This is a genomic window from Paraburkholderia phenazinium (genome assembly GCF_900100735.1).
In the GTDB taxonomy this organism is placed as follows: Bacteria; Pseudomonadota; Gammaproteobacteria; order Burkholderiales; family Burkholderiaceae; genus Paraburkholderia; species Paraburkholderia phenazinia.
This window is the reverse complement of sequence record NZ_FNCJ01000006.1, coordinates 196,954-215,225: the sequence shown is the minus strand read 5'-3', so window position 1 is coordinate 215,225 and position 18,272 is coordinate 196,954. Positions and strand designations below refer to the sequence as shown.

General features: G+C 63.8%; 13 protein-coding genes. 8 read left to right on the top strand and 5 right to left on the bottom strand.

Annotated features, from left to right (window positions below; all coding sequences use genetic code 11):
- Both BLQ92_RS16010 and BLQ92_RS16005 read left to right on the top strand, forming a co-directional pair.
- On the top strand, positions 1-585 hold the full coding sequence (locus BLQ92_RS16010; RefSeq protein ID WP_090685512.1) for a phosphoribosyltransferase: 585 nt from the start codon (positions 1-3) through the stop codon (positions 583-585).
- A gap of 317 nt (positions 586-902) precedes the next feature.
- Positions 903-2,789: a potassium transporter Kup gene (locus tag BLQ92_RS16005; protein ID WP_090685511.1), complete on the top strand. Its 1,887-nt coding sequence runs from the start codon at positions 903-905 to the stop codon at positions 2,787-2,789.
- A 184-nt stretch (positions 2,790-2,973) separates the two neighbouring features.
- On the opposite strand, the gene BLQ92_RS16000 is transcribed toward BLQ92_RS16005, so the two are convergent.
- Positions 2,974-5,322: a Tex family protein gene (locus BLQ92_RS16000; protein ID WP_090685510.1), complete on the bottom strand. Its 2,349-nt coding sequence runs from the start codon at positions 5,320-5,322 to the stop codon at positions 2,974-2,976.
- A gap of 145 nt (positions 5,323-5,467) precedes the next feature.
- Here BLQ92_RS16000 and BLQ92_RS15995 point away from each other — a divergent pair, with 145 nt between their 5' ends.
- The 3 genes from BLQ92_RS15995 (at position 5,468) to yoaA (ending at position 9,131) form a co-directional block, all read left to right on the top strand.
- Positions 5,468-6,514, top strand: coding sequence for a hypothetical protein (locus tag BLQ92_RS15995; protein WP_143016599.1), 1,047 nt, complete (start codon positions 5,468-5,470; stop codon positions 6,512-6,514).
- A gap of 85 nt (positions 6,515-6,599) precedes the next feature.
- Positions 6,600-6,815 (top strand): DUF465 domain-containing protein, encoded by a 216-nt coding sequence (locus BLQ92_RS15990; protein ID WP_090685509.1) that lies wholly within the window; start codon positions 6,600-6,602, stop codon positions 6,813-6,815.
- A gap of 63 nt (positions 6,816-6,878) precedes the next feature.
- Positions 6,879-9,131: a DNA repair helicase YoaA gene (gene yoaA / locus BLQ92_RS15985; protein WP_090685662.1), complete on the top strand. Its 2,253-nt coding sequence runs from the start codon at positions 6,879-6,881 to the stop codon at positions 9,129-9,131.
- 244 nt (positions 9,132-9,375) lie between these two features.
- Here the strand turns inward: yoaA and BLQ92_RS15980 are convergent, their stop codons facing one another.
- Both BLQ92_RS15980 and BLQ92_RS15970 read right to left on the bottom strand, forming a co-directional pair.
- Positions 9,376-9,648 (bottom strand): hypothetical protein, encoded by a 273-nt coding sequence (locus BLQ92_RS15980; protein WP_090685508.1) that lies wholly within the window; start codon positions 9,646-9,648, stop codon positions 9,376-9,378.
- A 231-nt stretch (positions 9,649-9,879) separates the two neighbouring features.
- Positions 9,880-11,127, bottom strand: a complete 1,248-nt coding sequence (locus BLQ92_RS15970) for a cupin domain-containing protein (protein WP_090685507.1) — start codon at positions 11,125-11,127, stop codon at positions 9,880-9,882.
- 32 nt (positions 11,128-11,159) lie between these two features.
- Between BLQ92_RS15970 and BLQ92_RS15965 the strand changes: the two genes are divergently transcribed.
- Positions 11,160-11,702 carry an FKBP-type peptidyl-prolyl cis-trans isomerase gene (locus tag BLQ92_RS15965; protein WP_074264206.1) on the top strand — a complete coding sequence of 181 codons (543 nt, stop codon included), beginning with the start codon at positions 11,160-11,162 and terminating at the stop codon, positions 11,700-11,702.
- Here BLQ92_RS15965 and BLQ92_RS15960 read toward each other — a convergent pair.
- Entirely contained in the window at positions 11,682-13,013 is a 1,332-nt protein-coding gene (locus BLQ92_RS15960; RefSeq protein WP_244896649.1) for a hypothetical protein, read from the bottom strand. The two genes, BLQ92_RS15965 and BLQ92_RS15960, sit on opposite strands and share 21 nt — an antisense overlap.
- Positions 13,000-15,705, bottom strand: a complete 2,706-nt coding sequence (gene mutS / locus BLQ92_RS15955) for a DNA mismatch repair protein MutS (protein WP_090685505.1) — start codon at positions 15,703-15,705, stop codon at positions 13,000-13,002. Before mutS ends, BLQ92_RS15960 begins: the two co-directional genes overlap by 14 nt.
- Positions 15,706-15,862: 157 nt before the next feature.
- Here mutS and BLQ92_RS15950 point away from each other — a divergent pair, with 157 nt between their 5' ends.
- The gene (locus BLQ92_RS15950; RefSeq protein ID WP_090685504.1) at positions 15,863-17,569 is read left to right on the top strand and encodes a tyrosine-type recombinase/integrase; all 1,707 of its coding nucleotides are present in this window, start codon (positions 15,863-15,865) and stop codon (positions 17,567-17,569) included.
- Positions 17,566-18,228 carry a hypothetical protein gene (locus BLQ92_RS15945; RefSeq protein ID WP_090685503.1) on the top strand — a complete coding sequence of 221 codons (663 nt, stop codon included), beginning with the start codon at positions 17,566-17,568 and terminating at the stop codon, positions 18,226-18,228. Before BLQ92_RS15950 ends, BLQ92_RS15945 begins: the two co-directional genes overlap by 4 nt.
- Positions 18,229-18,272 lie beyond the last annotated feature (44 nt).

Genomic DNA, 18,272 nt, shown 5'->3' with positions numbered 1-18,272 from the left:
ATGACGCAGGGTGTACCGATGATTGCGATGAAAGACCCGCGCAATGACGACAAGAACCTGTGGGTTGGCTGGGACGAGTATCACCGCCTGATCGAAATGCTGGCGCTGTCCGTGCACGAGTCGGGCTGGAAGTTCGACAAGATCCTGTGTCTGGCGCGCGGTGGGTTGCGCGTGGGCGACCAGCTCTCGCGCATTTACGATCTGCCGCTGGCGATTCTTGCTACCAGTTCGTACCGTGAAGCCGCCGGCACGGAGCAGGGCGAGCTCGATATTGCGCAGTACATCACGATGACGCGCGGCGAGCTGTCGGGCAACGTTTTGCTGGTCGACGACCTGGTCGATTCGGGCGTGACGCTGGCACGGGTGCAGCAGCATCTGAAGGAGCGCTATCCGGCGATTACCGCCGTGCGCTCGGCGGTGCTCTGGTACAAGGGTTGCTCGAAGGTCAAGCCTGACTACCACGTGCAGTTCCTGCCGACCAATCCGTGGATTCATCAGCCGTTCGAGGAGTGGGACACGGTGCGCCCGCATAACCTCGGCGCGTGGATCAAGCGCGGTACCGCGCAGGAGCGCTCGGATAAGTGATTCGTGGCGGCCCGTCCGGGTCGTTGCAGCGCGTCCGCAAAAACGGAGCCTACGGGCTCCGTTTTTTTTCGTCCGCGCGGTTTGTTCATGGTCGATGCAACGCCGGTGTTGGCGGTCGTTGCGGCCCGTCTGGCGCAGATCACAACGAATCTGGCCGTACACCTGACCACCGCCTGACAAGCGGCTGACGGGGCCATAGCACGATGCTAAACTGCGCGGGCTGCCCACGTGGTGTGCACACAACACGCCGGGTGATTCCTTACAGTCAGTTTAAAATGGCGCTCGTTTTTCCGCCCAGGAACGGATACCTCGCGTTTATGACAGATACCCATCACGTGCACAAACAGCCTCTGCCCACCCTCGCACTGGCTGCGATCGGGGTGGTGTTCGGTGATATCGGCACGAGCCCGCTGTATTCGCTGAAAGAGGCGTTCAGCCCGGCGCATGGCATCCCGCTCACCGAACAATCGATCCTCGGCGTGATCTCGCTGTTGTTCTGGGCGATCGTGATCGTCGTCAGCATCAAGTACGTGCTGTTCGTGATGCGCGCCGACAACAACGGCGAGGGCGGCGTCTTGGCGCTGATGGCATTGGCGCTGCGCTCGGTCGATCCAAAGAAGAAGCTGGCGGGTTTGCTGATGATGCTCGGCATCTTCGGCGCCTGCATGTTCTATGGCGATGCGGTGATTACGCCGGCCATCTCGGTGATCTCCGCCGTCGAAGGGCTGGAGATCGCGGCGCCCAATCTGACCCATCTGGTTCTGCCGCTCACCATCGTGATCCTGATCGTGCTGTTCTGGATCCAGCGGCACGGCACGGCAATGGTGGGGCGCCTGTTCGGACCGATCATGGTGCTATGGTTCGTGGTGATCGGCCTGCTCGGCCTTGCGCATATCGTGCAGTCGCCCACCGTGATTCGTGCGCTCAATCCCTACTACGCCTATTCGTTCATGGCGGCGCACGTGCTGCAGGCGTATGTCGTGCTCGGTTCGGTGGTGCTGGTGCTGACCGGCGCCGAAGCGCTGTATGCCGACATGGGCCACTTCGGCGCCAAGCCGATTCGCCTCGCCTGGTATTGCCTCGTGATGCCCTCGCTGGTGATGAACTACTTCGGTCAGGGCGCCTTGCTGATGCACGACCCGAAGGCCATCGAAAACCCCTTCTTCCTGCTCGCGCCTGACTGGGCGCTGCTGCCGCTGGTCGTGCTGTCGACGGTGGCCACCGTGATCGCCTCGCAGGCCGTGATTTCCGGCGCGTATTCGCTGACGAGCCAGGCGATCCAGCTCGGCTACGTGCCGCGTATGAAGATCCTGCACACCTCGGATCTGGCGATCGGACAGATCTATGTGCCGGTGGTGAACTGGATGCTGCTGTTCATCATCCTGTGCATCGTGGTGGCCTTCAAGAGTTCGGACAATCTCGCGGCTGCCTATGGGATTGCGGTGACGGCCACCATGGTCATCACCACTGTGCTCGCCTGCGTGGTGATGGTGAACGTCTGGAAGTGGAACAAGTTGCTGGTCGCGCTGATTATCGGCGGCCTGATGGTGGTCGATCTGGGCTTCTTTGGCGCCAATCTGCTGAAGGTCGAGGAGGGCGGCTGGCTGCCGCTTGGCATCGGCGCGCTACTGTTCTTCCTGCTGATGACCTGGTTCAAGGGCAGGATGATCGTCAAGGAGCGCACGGCGGCCGACGGTATTCCGTTGATGCCGTTCCTGCAGGGGTTGCTTGCGCATCCGCCGCATCGGGTGTCCGGTACGGCGATTTATCTGACTGGCAGCGACGTGCTGGTGCCGGTAAGTCTTTTGCACAACCTGAAGCACAACAAGGTGCTGCACGAGCGCACCATTTTCCTGACCTTCAAGACGCTCGATATTCCATACGTGAACGACGCGGACCGGGTCACCGTGAAAGAGATCGGCGGGGGGCTGTACCTCGTGAAGGCAGCGTATGGCTTCAATGAGACGCCGGATGTGAAGGCGGTGCTCGCCGAAGTGGGCCGCTCGCACGACATGACCTTCGAGATGATGGATACATCGTTCTTCCTCGCCCGCGAAACGGTGGTGCCGACGCAGTTGCCGGGCATGTCGGTGTGGCGCGAGCGGGTATTCGCGTGGATGCATCAGAACGCGGCCAAACCGACCGATTTCTTCAGCATCCCGGCCAATCGTGTGGTGGAGCTGGGAACGAAGATCGAGATTTGAGCTGCATTCAGGCGGTAGTGCCCGTCTACGGGGCACCAAGGGGCCTCGGCCAACAAAAAACCCACGCAGATGTGAATTGCGTGGGTTTTTTGTTGAGCGTCGTTGGCGGTGCGGGTCGCTGAGCTCGACTTCCGGCTGCCCGGCGAGGTGGCGAACGCATGCGCGCCCGCCGGCTCCTCGCGTCCTAGCGCTTGAGCTTGGCGAACGCCGCAGCCATCGCGCCGGCCGGTTCCGGCTCACGCGAGCGCTGCGATGCGCCGCGGCCATTGCCAGCCGAGCGGGCGGCGCCACGGTCCTGCTGGCCGCTGCTGCGCGGTGCCGAACCTGCTGCACCGGTCGCACCGAACTCATCGGCGAGGCGCATGGTCAGCGAAATACGCTGACGCTTCACGTCCACTTCGAGCACCTTGACCTTGACGATCTGGCCGGCCTTCACGACCTCGTGCGGGTCCTTGATGAACTTCGTCGACAGGGCCGACACGTGGACGAGACCGTCCTGGTGCACGCCGATGTCGATAAACGCGCCGAAGGCCGCCACGTTGGTCACGACGCCTTCGAGCACCATGCCCGGCGACAGGTCGGAGATCTTCTCGACACCCTCGCGGAAGGTAGCGGTCTTGAACTCGGGACGCGGGTCGCGGCCCGGCTTTTCGAGTTCGGTCAGAATGTCGCGCACGGTCGGCAGACCGAAGCGATCGTCGACGAACTCAGCCGGCGACAGGCCCGACAGCGCCTCACGATTGCCGAGCACTTCGCCCACATGCTTGTTGATCCTGGCCAGCATGCGCTCGACCACCGGATACGCTTCCGGGTGCACCGACGACCGGTCGAGCGGGTTCTCGCCGTTGTTGATGCGCAGGAAGCCGGCGGCCTGTTCGAAGGTCTTGTCGCCCAGACGCGGCACCTTGCGCAGATGTTCGCGCGACGGGAACGGACCGTTGGCATCGCGGAAGTCGACGATATTGCGCGCAAGCGTTGCGTTCAACCCGGAGACGCGTGCGAGCAGGGCGACCGATGCGGTATTCGCATCCACGCCCACTGCGTTCACGCAGTCCTCGACCACCGCGTCGAGCGAACGGGCCAGCTCGCGCTGGTTCACGTCGTGCTGATACTGGCCGACGCCGATCGCCTTCGGCTCGATCTTCACGAGTTCGGCGAGCGGGTCCTGCAGACGCCGCGCAATCGACACTGCGCCGCGCAGCGACACGTCCATGTCCGGGAACTCCTTGGCTGCCAGTTCCGAGGCCGAATACACCGACGCGCCCGCTTCGGAGACGACGATCTTCTGCAGCTTGAACTCCGGATGGCGTGCGATCAGCTCGCTGGCCAGCTTGTCGGTTTCGCGCGAGGCCGTACCGTTGCCGATACTGATCAGCTCCGCCTGCGTCTGTGCGCAGATGCGCGCGAGCTTGGCGATCGAGCCGTCCCAGTCGCGGCGCGGCTCATGCGGATAAATCACGTCCGTGGTGAGTACCTTGCCGGTCCGATCGACCACCGCTACCTTCACGCCGGTACGCATGCCCGGGTCGAGGCCGATCACGGCCTTCGGTCCAGCGGGCGCGGCCAGCAGCAGATCCTTCAGGTTGCGCGCAAACACGCGGATCGCCTCATGCTCGGCTTCTTCGCGCAGATTGGTGAGCAGTTCGTTTTCGATGTGCGGCTGCACCTTCACGCGCCAGCACCAGCGGCATACATCGGCGAGCCATTTGTCGGCCGGGCGGTTCTGGTTGGCGATGCCGAAGTGGCGTGCGATCAGCGCCTCGCCCGGATGCGGCACCTGCGCGTCCAGCTCTTCGCCGAGGCCCAGCTTGACCATTAGCACGCCGGCGTTGCGGCCGCGGAAGAGGGCGAGCGCGCGGTGCGACGGCACCGTCTTGATGGTTTCCGAATAGTCGTAGTAATCGCGGAATTTCTCTTCTTCCGCGTTTTCCTTGCCTTCCACCACTTTCGACGACACCACGCCCTGGTTGAACAGGTACTCGCGCAGCTTGCCGAGCAGCTCGGCGGTTTCGCCGAATTGTTCGGACAGGATGTCGCGCGCACCGTCCAACGCCGCCTTCACGTCGGCCACGCCCTTTTCGGCGTCCACGTATTGCGCGGCTTCGGTCTGCGGATCAAGCAGCGGATTGGCCAGCAGCGCCTGTGCAAGCGGCTCGAGCCCCGCTTCGCGGGCGATCTGCGCACGCGTGCGGCGTTTCGGCTTGTACGGCAGATAGAGGTCTTCCAGCACCTGTTTGCTGTCCGCGCCTTCGATCGCAACGCGCAACTCGTCGGTCATCTTGCCCTGTTCTTCGATGCTAGCGACGATCGCGGCGCGCCGGTCTTCCAGTTCGCGCAGATACAGGAGCCGTTCCTCGAGATTACGCAGTTGCGTATCGTCGAGGTTGTCGGTGACTTCCTTGCGGTAGCGCGCGATAAACGGAACGGTGGCGCCTTCGTCGAGGAGTTGCACCGCCGCCGCGACCTGGCGCGGCTGGACGGAGAGTTCGCTGGCGATGCGCTGTACGATCTTGAGTGCTACGGTTTCCGTCATAGGGTCTAGGTGTTCCTGCCGGACTCAATCTAAGGCCGCGCATGAGCGCACGCGTAAGGCGTGCGCGCTGCGACCGGGTTGCTGAAGCGGGGCATTTTGCCATAAATGCCAAAGGGCTCAACCGCGGGGTGATAGAATTTCGGGCATGTTCCGTTGCCCATCTACGACGTTGCCGATCTCCCGTTTTCCACTTGCTTCGCTTACCGTCAAGCTTGCCGCGCCGCTTTTCACTTGCGCTGCGCTCGGCGTTGCCGCCACCTCGTTCGCCGTGTCCGCACCGGCGTTGGCGCAAGACCAGCCAGCGGGAGCGGAGCTGGCAGCCTCCATGCCGTCGGCCGCTTCGGCGGGCTCAGCGGCTTCAGCTACGGAACTACGCCCGGACGACAGCACGCTCGGCGGCAAGGCTGTTGGCCCGGTGAGCGCGTCGGATGCTGGAGCGGCTGGCGCGAACGCTGGAAGGGCTCAGGCGCCGGACAACGGCTTCGATGCGCGCCAGAATGTGTTGAACCGCCGCAGCGCGGAGAACGACTATAACTACGCAGTCGACGAACATAACTGTTATAGCAAGTTTTTCGTGAACTACTGTATCGGCAAGGCGCGCGACAGGATGCGCGTGGTGCAGGCCGATATTCGCAAGGAGCAGCTCGCGCTCAACGCGGAAGAGCGTACGGCGCGCGCGCAGCAGCGCGACCAGCAGGCGGCGTTGCAGCGTGCCCAGGACGAAGCGAACGCCCCGCAGCGCGTAGCGAATGAGGCCAGCAACGTAGAGACGTACGAACAGAAGCAGCGTCAGCATCAACTGGACCAGGCCCAGCGCGCCGCCGAGGCGCCGCAGCGCGCGGCCAACGAGCAGGCCTATCAGCAGAAGGTGCAGCAGCACGCGCTGGACCAGGCGCAACGCGGTATCAGCGCGCCGCAGGCGGCCGCGAACCAGCAGGCGTACGACCAGAAGCAGGCCAATTTCCAGACCCAGCTCGAGCAGGCCCGTCAGCAGGGGGCGCAAAAGGCGCAGGAGCGCGTCGAGAAGCAGCAGAGCTACGAACGCAAGCAGCAGACGGCCGAGCAGCATAGGCAGGACGTCGAGGCGCGCCAGAAGCAGGCGGCCGAGAAGGCGCAGCAGAAACAGCAGGAGCAGTTGCAGCAGCAACAGCAGCTGGAGCAGCAAAAGCTGCAGCAACAACAGCAGCAATAGCCGTAACGCGTTTTTAGCCGGACAGCAACCTCAGGCGTCTGGGCTGCACGAGGCAGCCTGCGCCGCATAGGGAGAGGAGGCGAGCATGCGCGACCATCACGTCATCGACGCGAACGCACTTCAGGACCGTATTCTGCAACTGGAATCGGAACACAGTGGGCTGGATCGCCTGATCGACAAAATGTCGGATGAGCCCGGCTTCGACGACCTTGAATTGCAGCGCCTTAAAAAGCGCAAGCTCAAGGTCAAGGACACCATCATCTTGCTGCAATTGCAGCTCGAACCGGACGCGCGCGCCTAGACGCGCGACCTGGCAGGCGCCGGGTCGCCACGCGCGCACCGGACTTTGCAGGAAACGCTTGCCTTGAATTCACCGCTTTCTTCTTCTTCGCGCAGCTCGTCGGATGACGAAGCTTCCGCGCGCGAGCCACGCGCCGCTGAGGGTGCGCTCGCGGCCGCGCTGAACCCCCGCCGCAAGACCGAACTCGACGACATTTTCGCCGCCGATGGCCTGCTGGCGCGCCAGATTGACGGCTACCGCTCGCGTGCCTCGCAGATCGAGATGGCGCGTGCGGTTGCCGCTGCGATGGAAGCGTCGGGCCGTGCGATGCCTGAGCCGGCGATGTTCGAGGCGCAGAAGCGGCCGGCCCGGCGCCTGCAGGCGCCCGCAGGCGAGGCGCAGGCGGGCGCGTCTGGGGACGCTGCAATGAGCGAGGCCGCCGGCGGTCTCGACGGCAGCGAGAACACGCTGATCGTGGAAGCAGGCACAGGCACCGGCAAGACCTATGCGTACCTGGTGCCGGCCATGCTATGGGGCGGCAAGGTGATCGTCTCCACGGGCACCAAGCACTTGCAGGACCAGTTGTTCCAGCGCGATATCCCCACGGTGCGCGACGCTCTCGCGGTGCCCGTTTCGGTGGCGATGCTCAAGGGCCGCGCGAACTACCTGTGCCACTACTACTTGCAGCGCACCGCGGACAATGGCCGACTGCCGTCGCGCCAGGAAACCTCGTATCTGCAGGACATCATTCGCTTTGCGAAGATCACGCGTACTGGCGACAAAGCCGAACTCGCGAGCGTTCCGGAGACGGCCGCGGTGTGGTCGATGGTCACCTCGACGCGTGAGAATTGCCTCGGCCAGGAGTGCCCGCAGTACAAGGAATGCTTTGTGATGCAGGCGCGCCGTGAGGCGCAGCAGGCCGACATCGTGGTGGTCAACCACCACCTGTTCTTCGCCGACATCATGTTGCGCGACACTGGCATGGCCGAACTGCTGCCCACCGCCAATACGATCATCTTCGACGAAGCGCATCAATTGCCGGAGACGGCGACGCTGTTTTTCGGCGAGACGCTCTCGACTGCACAGTTTCTCGAACTCGCCCGCGATTCGGTGGCCGAGGGTCTTGGCCATGCGCGCGAGGTGGTCGACTGGGTGAAGCTTGGTGCGGCGCTCGAACGCTCGGCGCGCGACGTGCGCCTCGCTTTCAAGGAAGACTCGGTGCGCCTGTCGATCGGCCAGTTGCCCGACGACCATCCGCTCTTTCCTGCGCTCGAAACGCTCGAAACGGAGCTGGATGCGCTCGCGGATGCCTTGTCGAGCCAGGCGGAGCGCGCCGAATCGATTGGCGCCTGTCTGCGCCGCGCGCGCGAGTTGCAGGGCATCCTGTCGGGCTGGACCACGCCGCCCACCGAAGCGGAGCGCGATGCGGCCGCAGGCGGAGCCGATGCCAAGGCCTCCGACCCGAACGAAAAGGTGCGCTGGATCGAAGTCTTTTCGCATACCGTGCAGTTGCACGAAACGCCGCTGTCGGTTGCGCCGATCTTCGCCAAGCAGCGCGCCGGCGTGCCGCGGGCGTGGATCTTCACCTCGGCCACGCTGTCGGTGCGCGGCGATTTCACCCACTATGCGGCGCAGATGGGCCTGAACGCGCGCCGCTCGATGACGCTGCCAAGCCCGTTCGACTATCCGTCGCAAGGGCTGCTGTACGTACCGCGCAATCTGCCGCAACCGTCCTCGCCAATGTTTACCGACGCCGTCTTTGAGGCCGCGTTGCCGGCCATCGAAGCGTCGGGTGGCGGGGTGTTCATGCTCTGCACGACCTTGCGCGCGGTCGACCGGATTGCCGCGAAGCTGCGCGATACGATCGAAGCACGCGGCTGGAACTATCCGCTGCTGGTGCAGGGCGATGCGAGCCGCACGGAGCTGCTGGACCGCTTCCGCAGCTATGGCAACGCGATTCTGGTGGGCAGCCAGAGCTTCTGGGAAGGCGTGGATGTGCGCGGCGATGCGCTCTCGCTCGTGGTGATCGACAAGCTGCCGTTTGCGCCGCCTGACGATCCGGTACTGGCGGCCCGGCTCGATGCATTGACCAAGAAGGGGCTGAGCCCGTTTGCGGTCCATCAGTTGCCGCAGGCGGTGATTACGCTCAAGCAGGGCGCAGGGCGTCTGATTCGCGCTGAGACCGATCGCGGTGTGCTGATGATCTGCGATACGCGTCTTGTCGACAAACCCTATGGGCGCCGTATATGGCAGAGCCTGCCGCCCTTCAAGCGGACCCGGGAGATCGATGTGGTACGGGAGTTCTTTGAGGAGGGCGCCGCGGCGTCCGCGAGCTGATTCTGGGTGGCGAGCGGCCGTGAATCACGGCTGCTGGACATCGACCGCGCATTTGACGTGGAATAGGCAGCCGGCCGCAAAAGAACGCAACAGGAACGGCTACAAAAAGCAGCCGCAGAAAGAACGGCCGCAGAAAGGCAAAACGCCACGGATGTGAATCCGTGGCGTTTTGCTTTACCACGCGGAAAAATCGGAGTGATCTTTCCGCGTAGTTTTCGCCCAGAGGCGAACCCTGTACGACAGCTTACTGGCTTGCGCCCGAAGCCGGAGCAGCAGCCGAAGCAGCAGCGTCCGAAGCTGCAGCGGTTGCGTCCGAAGCAGCGGTAGTAGCCGAAGCAGCAGCGTCGCTCGCAGCAGCAGCGCTCGAAGCAGCAGCGCCTGCATCCGAAGCAGCAGCAGCAGGTGCCGAAGCAGCCATTGCATCGCTAGCCGGGGCAGCTGCTTGGTCGCTGCTCTTGTTGCATGCAGCCAGTGCCACAGCTGCCAACAGGGATGCTACGAGGAGGGATTTCTTCATGATCACGTCCTTTTATGGTTAAAGGTAAGCAACAGCGCAAAATAATACCGGTAATGTGCTCCAACACCGACCTGGGCCGCTGGTGGAGACGCACTTCACAAGAGCGTGAATCTTCCCTACGGCTTGGGCGGAAATTATATGCACTTTCGTATCGACCGTCGACAAATCCGGGGTCAATACGTTGTCTTTCTCATACAAAATTTCACAGTACTTCATAACAGGTAGACAAGCTTAGACAAGCTCGCCCACTTGTATCCAGCCCGCACAATACCACTCGTGCAGCAATGCTGTCACCGATGAATCGTCTGAGAGTGTTACAAAGCGTTTCGCACTCAGACACCGGCTATCAGCGAATTCAATCAACCAATTTTTACGACCTGTAAACCTGTTTTCTTCTCCATTCAAGAAGAAAAAGCGGCTGTTGTACAGCAAAACTGTCTTCCGGTCGAGTCTCAGCCCCAACTTTGAAGCGCGCTGAATAAAACGCGCCTCGTTGAGCGGCTGTTCCGGCGGATCGAATACCACACTCGGCTTCGGTTCGCTCAGATAGGCGCCGAGAAACGAGGCGATGTCCTTCTCGTTCCACTTCACCTGAGCAAGGATCGCGCCTACACGCTCGATCAGCGCCGCCGGAAGCTCGGCCGGATGGGCCACGGCCGGTTGGTGCGGGTCGCGGTACAACTGCGGCGCGCGCTCCTCATGCTGGCTGCTCGCCGCGTTTTCCCCGCGCTCGGCGAGATGATACAGAAACTGCGCCGTTAGCTCGCTCGAGGAGGGCGCCCTGAAGCCGATCGAACAGGTCATGCACTCGCCTTCGGCCACGCCGTCATGCGCGATGTGCGGCGGAAGATACAGCATGTCGCCCGGTTCGAGAACCCATTCCTCTTCTGGCTCGAAATTTTGTAGAACTTTCAATGGCACGCCCGGGCGCAGCGACAGATCGCGCTGTGCGCTGATTCGCCAGCGGCGCTTGCCCTGGACCTGCAGCAGGAATACGTCGTACGAATCGAAATGCGGGCCAACGCCGCCGCCATCGGTGGCGTACGAGATCATCAGGTCGTCCAGACGCGCGTCCGGCACGAAGCGGAAGCGGTCGAGCAAGGCCCGCGCGCGATCGTCGTGCAGGTCGGCGCCTTGCACGAGCAGGGTCCATGCGCGTTGCTTGAGCGTTGGCAGTTCGTCTGCGGCAAACGGGCCGTGTTCCAGTTGCCATTTGTTGCGAAAGTGCGTGATCAGGCGCGCTTCCACTTCGTCCTGATCGGCGAGTTCGAAGAGTTCGTCGCGCGAGAGCGGCGCGGCCACGTTCGGGATCGCCTGACGAATCAGCAGCGGCTTTTTTTGCCAGTACCGGCGCATGAATTGCGCTGGAGTGAGGTTGCCGAGCAGCGGCGTCGGCACGTCGGGCGAGGGCGGCAGAAGCGGTGCAGAAATCCGCGCAGAAGCTGCGTGCGCCGGGTGGTCAAGGGGCCGCTTGGGCATCGTATAATGTGAGTTGTATTCTGGAGAATCGAATGAAAATTGCAAAGAACACCGTCGTGTCGGTCGCTTACAAGCTGTCGGATGCGCAGGGCAACCTGATTGAAGAAAGCGACGAGCCGATGGTCTATCTGCACGGCGGCTATGATGGCACGTTCCCCAAGATCGAGGAAGAGCTCGACGGCCATGAGGCTGGTTTCGAGACCCAGATCCAGCTGGAACCGCAAGACGCGTTTGGCGAATACGATCCCGATCTGGTGAAGATCGAGCCGCGCACTCGCTTCCCCGAGCCGCTCGAAGTCGGTATGCAATTCGAAGGCACGCCGGAAGAGGGCGACGAAGATATCGATTCGCTGGTCTATGTCGTCACCGATGTCGCAGAAGACAAAGTCGTGCTCGACGGCAACCATCCGCTCGCCGGCATGGCGCTGCGTTTCGCGCTGACCGTCAAGGACGTGCGCCCGGCCACCGAAGACGAAATCCAGCACGAGCATGCCCACGGCGCAGACGGCCTGGAAGTGCTCGACGAGGATGACGACGAAGGCGACGAAGAGCCGTCAGGGCCCACGCTGCACTGAGCTGGCGGGTGAGCCGGCCGGTGGTGTGTCGGCCGGCGTGCCATTCATGCCCGGTGGCTCGCTGCCTGCGCCCGGCGGGTTGAGCGGCGGTTCCGCTTGCGGTGTCGTCGGCAGCAAGGGCGGCAGGTTCGAGGCCGGGTTGAGCGATGGATTCACCGATTGCCCGGGCGCTGGATTGAGCATCGGCGGCGCGGACAACGCGGGCTCGGTTTCGTCGGGGGTTGGCGTTGGCTGAACCTGTGGCGCCGGTTGGAACGGCAGCAGCGGCAGGTTCTTCGGCACCTCGCGCAGACTCACGCGAAACGGCGGTCGGCGTGATAGATCCGCTTCGATCTGCAGCCACTCGTCAAGACGATCGCGCGGCGCGAAGGCGATGCGCGTGAGGTTCGTCACCACCTCTCCCTTGTCGTTGCGCAGCGGCTGATCGATCACGAAGCCACCGGCTGAACGTTGGTCGTCGTTATGGATCAGCAGGATCGGGCCGCGAAAAATCTCCGCCGCTTTGACGAGGCTGCGCTTGAGCTCCAGAAACCCGTCGCGACGCGAGTTGCGTGCAAAGCGCAGCCACGCGAAGCGGTCCGGACGCTCATAGCGTTCCGGGTCCGGGTCGCCTTGAATGAACACCACAATCGCGCGCGCCTCGCGGCGTTTGGCATACTCGGCTGCGTGTTCGATCCAGAATGCATTGGCGATCACCCGATCTTCGAACTCGCCGTTGCGCCCGCCTGCAGTCAGATAGTGATTGTTCGGGCTCGGCGCATTGAGGCCGATGAACACGGTGTCGCCGAGTTGCCAGCGCACATTTTCCCGATACGGCCGAAAGCGCGAGACCTCGCTCTCGCGGGTCAGCGCAAGCGGGTTCTGTCCCATCGATGAGGCATCGGCGAAGAGCGTCTGCCTGAGCTGATCGAGCCGCTCCACCGAATCGAAGCCGCCGGCATCGGCTGTGCCGCAATCGGTCCAGTCATGCTGGCCGGGGATAAAGATCAGTGCTGGCCGCGCCGCTTCCAGCAGTGCCTCGCGGCGTTCGTACAACGTGTCGCGGCAGGCTTCCTTGCCACCCTTCAGGTTGCCGTCATAGACGATGAACGACATGTCGCGCTCGCGGCCGATCGCATCGATGAGCCGCTGGGTCGGCGCTTCGTCGGCGGGGCTTTGCAGCGTGCCGGCAATCACCGCAAAGGTGTAGCGAATCGGCGCGGCTTGCGCGCAGGTCGACGCGGCGCCAGTCAGGACGAGCGCGCAGGCGAGCGCCGCGCACACGGTCGTGCGCGCACGCGCCGGGTGACTGCGCCGGTCAGTGATTCGCATCCGGCGCAGCCGCCATGTCATGCAGTTCATACAGCAGGTCCAGCGCTTCGCGCGGGCGCAGATCGTTCGGATCGATGGCTCGCAAACGCTCGATGAGCGCCTGCTCGGCCGCCGTCAGCGCGGGGGCGGGCGGGGGGGCGGTGTGGCCGTGATCTTCGTCGGCGTCCTGCAGCATCAGAGGCGCCGCAAACAGATCGAGCTGCGGTGCGGGCTGTGCGGCCGATTGCTGTTCGAGGTGTGCGAGGTGCTTGCGCGCCGCGCGGATCACCGCAGCGGGCACGCCTGCCAGTTGCGCGACCTGCAGACCGTAGCTCTGATTCGCCGGGCCTTCGCTCACTGCGTGCAGGAACACGATGCCGTGCCCGTGTTCGACCGCGGACAGATGCACGTTGGCGGCTTGCGGAAATTCCGCAGGCAGTTGCGTCAGCTCAAAGTAGTGCGTGGCGAACAGCGTGTGGCAGCCGTTGTGCGCGAGCAGATGGCGGGCAATCGCCCAGGCGAGTGCGAGGCCGTCGAAGGTCGAGGTGCCGCGGCCGATTTCGTCCATCAGCACGAGGCTTTGCGGCGTCGCGTCGTTGAGGATAGCAGCGGCTTCCGTCATTTCGACCATGAAGGTCGAGCGGCCGCCTGCCAGATCGTCGGCTGCGCCGATGCGCGTGAAGATGCGATCGATCGGGCCAAACGCAGCGCGCCGTGCCGGCACGTAGCTGCCCACGTAAGCCATCAGCGCGATCAAGGCGGTCTGGCGCATGAAGGTCGATTTACCGCCCATGTTCGGACCGGTGATCAACAGCAGCTTGCGCTCGGGGTTGAGCGTGCAGTCGTTGGCGATGAATTGCTCGACCTGGGCCTCGACCACCGGGTGGCGTCCTTGTTCGATTTCGATGCCGGCGGTGGCCGTAAACGTTGGCGCGACCCAGTCGAGTGCACGTGCCCGCTCGGCAAACGCCGCCAGCAGATCGAGCTCGGCGAGCGCGGCGGCCACGCGCTGGCAATCGGCGATGAACGGCAGCAGCGCCTGCAGCAGCGCATCGTAAAGCGAGCGTTCGCGTGCGAGTGCCCGTTCCTGCGCTGATAGCGCTTTGTCTTCGAAGGTCTTCAGTTCCGGCGTGATGTAGCGCTCTGCGTTTTTCAGCGTCTGGCGCCGGCGGTAGTCGTCGGGCACCTTGTCGGTCTGGCCGCGCGTGACTTCGATATAGAAGCCATGCACCTTGTTGTATTCGACGCGCAGATTGCCGATACCGGTACGCGCTCGCTCGCGCGTTTCCAGGTCGATCAGGAACTGTCCGCAGTTCTCGGAGATGTCGCGCAGCTCGTCGAGCTCGGCATCGTAGCCGCGTGCGATCACGCCACCGTCGCGCACCATCGCCGCCGGTTCGGGGGCGACAGCCAGCTTCAGCAAGTCGACGCACGGCGCCGGCGGTTCGAGCGCGGCGTCGATGCGTGCAAGCGAATCGGCGGCGCCGGTCACGGCCGCCAGTTGCGTGCGCAACTCAGGCAAGGCAATGAAGGTGTCGCGCAGGCTCGACAGGTCGCGAGGACGGGCGGATAGCAAGGCGAGACGCCCGGTGATCCGCTCGATATCGGAGATCTGCCGCAGGGCGCCACGCAGCGTGTCGACGCCGGCGCCGGCCGGCGCATCGAGCAGTGCGCCGATAGCCTGCTGGCGCGCCTGAGCAATCGCCGCTTCGCGGGGTGGATGGTGCAGCCAGTGGCGCAGCAGGCGGCTGCCCATCGTCGTGCAGCAGGTGTCGAGCAGCGAGCAGAGGGTCGGGCTTTCGGTGCCGCGCAGCGTTTCGGTGAGTTCGAGGTTGCGGCGCGTGGCGGGGTCGAGCCCAATATATTCCGATTCGTATTCGACCTTGAGGCTGCGCACATGGCGCAACTGCTGGCCTTGGGTCGCTGCGGCGTACAGCAGCAGCGCACCGGCTGCGCCGCAGGCGCTCGACAGCGAATGCGCGCCGAAACCGTCGAGGCTTGCCACGTCCATCTGATCGCACAGGCGCTGGGTGCCCGAAGCGACGTCGAAATGCCACACGGGGACGCGCGTCAGCGCGCCGGCGCCGGCGGGCGGCGACCAGGTGTTGGTGTCGGACGGGGCATCGGCGACCAGAATTTCCGCCGGGCGAATCCGCTCGAGTGCTGCGGCGGCCTGGTCCGGTGCAACTTCAGCGAGGCGCAAGGCGCCGCTCGCGAGATTGAGCCATGCGAGGCCCACGTTGGTGGCGACGCCGCGCCGGTTGTGACCCACGCACACGGCGAGCAGGTACACGTCGTTCTTGTCCGACAGCAGGGCGGCATCGGTCAGCGTGCCCGGCGTGACGACGCGCACGACCTTGCGTTCGACCGGCCCCTTCGAGGTGGCCGGATCGCCAATCTGTTCGCAGATGGCGACCGATTCGCCCAGCTTCACGAGCTTGGCGAGGTACTGTTCGACAGCGTGGTGCGGCACGCCCGCCATCTTGATCGGGTTGCCGCCCGACGCGCCGCGCTGTGTCAGCGTCAGATCGAGCAGGCGTGCGGCTTTCTCCGCATCCTCGAAAAACAGCTCATAGAAATCGCCCATCCGGTAGAACACGAGCGTGCCCGGATGATCCGCTTTGATGCGAAGGTATTGCTGCATCATCGGCGTGTGGGATTCTATCCCCTCACCGAGGTTGGGTTTCGGGCGGTCTATTTCGTTCAAAGCCATACTGCACGGACCTCTAAAGCGGTTTCACGGATCTGGTTGAGGTTCAATAGACCTCAATAGCCCGCACATTTTTGTATGCCCCGCGTATGCCAGTGTAATAGAATCGGCTTGCGAAGTCGTTCTTGGGCATACAGCCCAAATCGGGGCATACAAACACATGAAAATCGAAATCAACGCAACCGTCGCCGGTGCTCTGCACATCGACGTGCGACCCGTGGCCGGCCTCTCGCCGGACAAATGGCCGCCCAACCCTGAACGTCAGCCGTACCTCGTGACCGACTCCATCGGCCCCACAGGGTTCGGCATCAAGGTCACAGCGGGCAACGCGTCGTACGTCGTGCAAAAGCGGGTGCGCGCGAAAGGGCCTGGCGCGGTCATCCGCGCGACCCTGGGCCGTGTCACCGAACTGACGGTCCAGCAGGCGCGCAAAAAAGCCCACGACGTGCTGGACGGCATCGAGGAAACAGGGCGCGCACCAGGTCCCGACAAACGCAACCGCGATGAACGGGACCTCACGCTGGGCGAGGCGCTGGACGTTTACCGGCACGACCTCGTGCATCGAAAACGCCCGGCGAAAGCCAACAGTTTAAGGTCTTACGACAAAGCTGTGCGAAAACTGGAAACCTGGAAGAACCGGCGGATCAACGACCTGCTCGACGAGGACGTGATCGAGCGATTCGAAGAGCTGAACGCCAAGACCCCGACGACCGCGGAGCAGACCTTCCGATGGGCCAGCACGGCCATCGAGTTCGCGATCGACGCCGAGGCCCGCATGGCGCAACGTCGCTCCGAACGGCCGGTGTTGAGCTACAACCCCTTCAGCATCTTGCGGGAGCGGTACCGCACCCGGCAGGACCTGGAAAACCACTACAAGACCGTGGGCCGTCGTCGCCCCCTGACCTTGAACGCAAGCCTGGGCCCGTGGCTTCGCGCGATCTGCGGTCGCAGGAAGGAGAACCGCACCGGCTGCGACTACCTGCTGCTGGCTACCCTGTGGGGGTGTCGTTCGCAGGAAGCTTCCGACCTTATGTGGCTGGACGTCATCACGCCGGAGGAGGCCACCCGCGTGTCCTACGTGGACCTGGACAGCGGCTACGTCATGTTGCGGGACACGAAAAATCGGCTGGATTTCACCCTGCCCATCTGCGTGGGCGCACGAAAAATCCTGGAAGAACGGCGGGTGATCCGGGACGACGAAGCCGCGGCCGACACGGACCCGTGGCGCCGTGCCTCCCGGCGACGCTGGGTGTTCCCCCCGCGATCGGAGAGCCGGTTGCGCAAAACCCCGCACTACAAGGACAGCAAGTCGTTGCGCTCGTACCTGTGCCGTGACGCAGGCATCGTCCGCTGGGTGATCAAAACCGATCCGGACGGCACGCGTTTTCAGGTGCCTGTGCCGGCGTTGGGCATGCATGATCTCCGGAGAGGTTTCGCAGGAGTTACCGACGCCCTCCATTACAGCGAAGAAACGACCAAGCGGCTGCTCAACCATTTCACCAACGCACGATCGCAAACCGATCAGCGGATCCAGGCCGCCGATGCGGTCACCCCGAACGTCGCGTGCACGTTGCAGAACCGTCAGAACCTTGCAAACGTCACGACCCGGTACACAGAGCCGGACGCGGAGCGCAAGCGCGAGGCGATGCAGACCGTGGAGTCGACCATACTGGCTACCTACCCGGCGTTTTACAACATGCTGATCGCCACCTCGCCGGCTTACCCACCGATGACCCTGTGGGAGCCCGAACCGCTAAAATGGCCGGAGCCGCGCCCGGGCATTGAGGTCCGCAACGGCCCGAACACGGCCGTCGTGGAGGTGGACGACGGCGAAAGCGACGACGAGGACGAGGGCGACGACGAATGATCACGATCGAAATGTTGGACGACGAGGTGCTGGTTCGGCGGCTCAATGCGGTGGCGAGCCTGCACGACGAACAGAGCATCGGTGAGGACCTCGCGGCGCTGTTCCTTGGTCGATCGAGGAGCACGCTCGAGCGGATGCGCAGCGAGGGCCGGGGGCCCGAGTACATCCAGGCGGTCCAGGAGGGCGGCCCGAAACACGCCGGGCGGCGACCCGGGGTCACGTACCTGATGAAGGACCTGCGGGCCTGGCGCGACGCGCACAAGGTCAGCAACCCACGGGAGGCAGCGCATCGCGATCGCAAAGCCTTGAAGTTCGAGACGCTGGTCGATCTGCTGGACGAACAGCCGTGGTTCGTCAAACGGGGCGCCGACGAGCTGGTGGGGCACGTCCTGACCGGCTCTGAAGAGATGCTCGAAGCACGGCTGAACGACAGGGCGCTCGAGGTGGTGTGGCTCCCGATGCCCGAGGCCATGACCCGCCCCTGGCGCAACCTGCGCGAGCGCACCCCGTTCCACGAGGCGTACATCGAAGTGATGGGGGAGGCCATGCGCCTCAGCCAGGTCCGCCAGGACGACGCAGAGATCCGGGCGCAGTTCGATGTGCTGGAGGAGGAGCGGGGCGAACCGCTGCCCCCAGGCCCGGGCCACAAGCCCTTCTGAGGTCCGACGCTGGGCATACAGATCAGGCATACAGAAACGCCCCG

Coding starts and splice junctions, on each gene's coding strand:
- BLQ92_RS15950 (WP_090685504.1), top strand. CDS start 15,863: ATGAAAATCGAAATCAACGCAACCGTCGCCGGTGCTCTGCACATCGAC.
- BLQ92_RS16010 (WP_090685512.1), top strand. CDS start 1: ATGACGCAGGGTGTACCGATGATTGCGATGAAAGACCCGCGCAATGAC.
- BLQ92_RS15980 (WP_090685508.1), bottom strand. CDS start 9,648: ATGAAGAAATCCCTCCTCGTAGCATCCCTGTTGGCAGCTGTGGCACTG.
- BLQ92_RS15970 (WP_090685507.1), bottom strand. CDS start 11,127: ATGCCCAAGCGGCCCCTTGACCACCCGGCGCACGCAGCTTCTGCGCGG.
- BLQ92_RS16000 (WP_090685510.1), bottom strand. CDS start 5,322: ATGACGGAAACCGTAGCACTCAAGATCGTACAGCGCATCGCCAGCGAA.
- BLQ92_RS16005 (WP_090685511.1), top strand. CDS start 903: ATGACAGATACCCATCACGTGCACAAACAGCCTCTGCCCACCCTCGCA.
- BLQ92_RS15990 (WP_090685509.1), top strand. CDS start 6,600: ATGCGCGACCATCACGTCATCGACGCGAACGCACTTCAGGACCGTATT.
- BLQ92_RS15965 (WP_074264206.1), top strand. CDS start 11,160: ATGAAAATTGCAAAGAACACCGTCGTGTCGGTCGCTTACAAGCTGTCG.
- BLQ92_RS15945 (WP_090685503.1), top strand. CDS start 17,566: ATGATCACGATCGAAATGTTGGACGACGAGGTGCTGGTTCGGCGGCTC.
- BLQ92_RS15960 (WP_244896649.1), bottom strand. CDS start 13,013: ATGCGAATCACTGACCGGCGCAGTCACCCGGCGCGTGCGCGCACGACC.
- mutS (WP_090685505.1), bottom strand. CDS start 15,705: ATGGCTTTGAACGAAATAGACCGCCCGAAACCCAACCTCGGTGAGGGG.
- BLQ92_RS15995 (WP_143016599.1), top strand. CDS start 5,468: ATGTTCCGTTGCCCATCTACGACGTTGCCGATCTCCCGTTTTCCACTT.